The 3,171-nt window shown below is 43.6% G+C and carries 3 protein-coding genes and 1 pseudogene; all 4 read left to right on the forward strand.

Annotated elements, in window-relative coordinates:
- Positions 1-837 (forward strand): annotated as a pseudogene (locus Q0095_RS01130) (hydrogenase 4 subunit B); the annotation flags it as partial.
- A gap of 10 nt (positions 838-847) precedes the next feature.
- On the forward strand, positions 848-1,777 hold the full coding sequence (locus Q0095_RS01135) for an NADH-quinone oxidoreductase subunit H (protein ID WP_005871895.1): 930 nt from the start codon (positions 848-850) through the stop codon (positions 1,775-1,777).
- Position 1,778: 1 nt separating this feature from the next.
- Entirely contained in the window at positions 1,779-2,423 is a 645-nt protein-coding gene (gene hyfE / locus Q0095_RS01140) for a hydrogenase 4 membrane subunit (protein ID WP_297880582.1), read from the forward strand.
- A gap of 2 nt (positions 2,424-2,425) precedes the next feature.
- Positions 2,426-3,171: proton-conducting transporter membrane subunit (locus Q0095_RS01145; protein ID WP_297880584.1), on the forward strand; the 746-nt coding region annotated here is incomplete at its 3' end.

The raw sequence follows: 3,171 nt of genomic DNA on the forward strand, positions 1-3,171 counted from the left end.
ATTTTCATCATCAAAAGCACGAACTACGTGAACGGCTTCGTTTCAGAGTGGTTTACCTATCAAGGAATGCTTCAAGGTGCTAAGGAAAGCGGAATTTTCATTAGATATGCCTTCTCTTTAGCAGTGGTCGCTCTTGCACTTACCGGCGTTTTGGTCGGTATGCACCTTAAGCTTTATGCGGTAATCTTCGCAGGAACCCCAAGGGATGAAAAAATTTGGGAAAATGCAAAAGAAAGCCCACTAGGAATGGTTTTAGGAATGATCATTTTGATGATAGGCTGCGTGGGATTTGGCGTAGGCGCACACTTCATAGTCGATTACATAATGCAGGCGGTAAATTCTATCACTTCCAATAGAGAATTTGTCGCAAGCCTAGGCGCTTCGTCAATCACTTCGCCTTTGGGAAGTATCGTTTCAACTCCTCTTATTGCATTAATTTTGTGTTCTACAATGCTGCTTCCGTTTATCATCCTAGCAGTTATGAAAGCAAATCGCGACAAACCTCGCGAGACAGATCCTTGGGCATGCGGTTTTAAATATAGCCCTCGCATGCAGATGACCGGCGGTCCTTTTACCGGCGATTTAAGAAAGATTATGGACTGGTTATTTAGAGGTCATAAACGCAGAATAGAGCAAAACGGCTACTTCGGACCGATCGAGTATCACAACCACCCACAAGACATTTGGTGGACGATGATTTATCAACCGGTAATCGATTGGAGTAAGAAGATCGCCGATAAGATAGGAATTATTCAAAGCGGCTATGCAAATTTATATACGCTTTACATCCTAATCTATCTCTGCGCGATACTGGGCGTCGGATATTTCTTGATCTAGGAGGTTTAAGATGCAGACTATACAAACTATATTTTTAATGATATTTCAAGTCGCGGTTATCGTCCTAGTCGCTCCACTCTTCGACGGTATGGCTAGAAAACTTCGAGCCAAGCTTCAGTCGAAACAAGGAAGCGATTTTTTCCAGACTTACCGCGATATTATTAAGCTTTTTAAGCGCGGTAGGACCGTTCCTGCGTGCAGCCACTGGGTATTTAGGTGGGCGCCGTTTTTCCTATTCGCTACTTCGGCAGCGATTTTGGCGGCTATTCCTATTACATACAGCAAAGATACTCTTTTCGGAGCGTATTCGGATATTTTCGTTATCCTATATCTAGGCGCGCTTTTGCGCTTCGTATTCGGTGCGGCTTCGATAGATAGCGGTAACCCTTTTGCGGCAACCGGCGGTGGACGTGAGCAGATGCTTGCCGTTTTTGTCGAACCTGTGATGATGATGTGCCTAATTGTAGTAATGATGGCTGCGGGAACTTCAAATTTAGTTGAGATCCAGCAGATGGTACGCAGCGGTCAGATCGGCTATCAAATTCCAAGCTTTGCCGTCGCCTCGATTGCATTTTTATGGTGTATGTATGTCGAGACCGGCAGAAAGCCATTTGATCTTGCCGAAGCCGAGCAAGAGCTTCAAGAAGGACTTTTGGGCGAATATGCAGGTAGCGATCTAGGCTTAGTGCAAGCGGCGCTTATTTTGAAGCAATTTGCGATGATCGGATTATTCCTAACGATATTTGAGCCGTGGAATTTTAGCAATCCGCTTTTAGCGATCATAATCTTTGTGCTAAAAACCGGCGTATTTTACGTAGCAGCCGTTTTCATCGACAACTTTGGACCACGCTTCAGAATGACTTCGAGCATGCGCAAAATTTCATGCGGCGCTCTTGCCATTGCTTTTGCGGCATTAACGCTTTACGTAGTAGGATTTTAAGATGAATAGTATCGATATTTTAGCAATTTGTATGATCGTAACGTCACTTGCGGTATTCGGACTTAGAAATTTAAAGCTTTCGATCGGAATTTACGCGATTCAGACGCTACTTTTGGTAAGCATATTTTTTATGCTGTATTCTAACTTCAATGCGTCGCAGCTTAGAATTTGGGCGATAGTGGCGTTTTTTACGAAGGTTATTTTCGTGCCGGGAATTTTATTTTGGCTAGTTAAAAAGCTGGATGTGATCAGCGAGGATGAGCCGGTAGGCGGCTTTTTCGTAAGTCCCGTTATCGCGATGGGATTTTCGCTAGCAATTGCGATGACAATCAATCCGATCTTGCTTCAATTCTCTCTTATTCAAGAAAGAATCGTTCTAATAGCGGCAGTAACTGTATTTATGATGGGAATTTTTGGCTTCATGCTAAGAAATTCTTTCATCAAGCAAATTCTAGCCTACTGCCTATTTGAAAACGGCATCCACCTAAGCCTTGCGCTTATGGCTTACAACTCTCACGAGCTAGTCGAGCTTGGAATTTTAACCGATGCAATCTTTGCGGTTATTATTATGAGCATTTTGGCGATTAGATTTTACAAAGCTTATGACGGACTTGATACGTCTAAAGCTTCGAATTTAAGGGGTTAATGATGAATAGTTTAGCTTTTATATTAATTTTTCCGTTGCTCGGAGCGCTGATATTATTCTTATGCCCTAAGAATTTCAAGCTCCTAAGCACGCTACACGTTTTGATTTCTGCGGTTACATCCGCAGGGCTACTCTGTAACGTAGGCAAGCTTCTAAGCGGTAATGCCGAGGCGTTTTACGCATACGATAAATTCCTATTCCTAGATAGCCTAGGTTGCGTATTTTTAGTGCTAATCGCCGTAACGGGCTTTTTGGTAAATTTATACTCCACCACCTATATGAAATGGGAGATACAGAGCGGTCATCTGGATCTTAGCGATCTTAGAAAATACTATGCGCTCTGCCACGTTTTCGTTTTTACGATGACGCTTAGCGTGATCTGTAACAACGTTGCGTTTATGTGGGCTGCGGTAGAGGCCACTACGCTAGCTTCGGTATTTTTGGTCGCTATTCATAAAGACAAAAAATCTACCGAGAGCGGTTACAAATATATAGTTATCTGCTCGATCGGCTTAGCGTTTGCGCTTTATGCGACCGTTTTACTATATGCGGCTACATTCAAAATCACAGGCGACGGCGAGGCCTCGATGCTTTGGACGAGCATTATGGATAATGCCAAAAATTTAAATGGCGATGCCGCTAAGCTTATCTTTATATTCGCTCTAATCGGCTTTGGAACCAAAGCAGGACTTGCTCCTACTCACACTTGGCTTCCGGACGTTCACGCGGAAGGCCCGGCTCCGATTTC

Source organism: uncultured Campylobacter sp. (assembly GCF_938045535.1).
Taxonomy (GTDB): Bacteria; Campylobacterota; Campylobacteria; order Campylobacterales; family Campylobacteraceae; genus Campylobacter_B.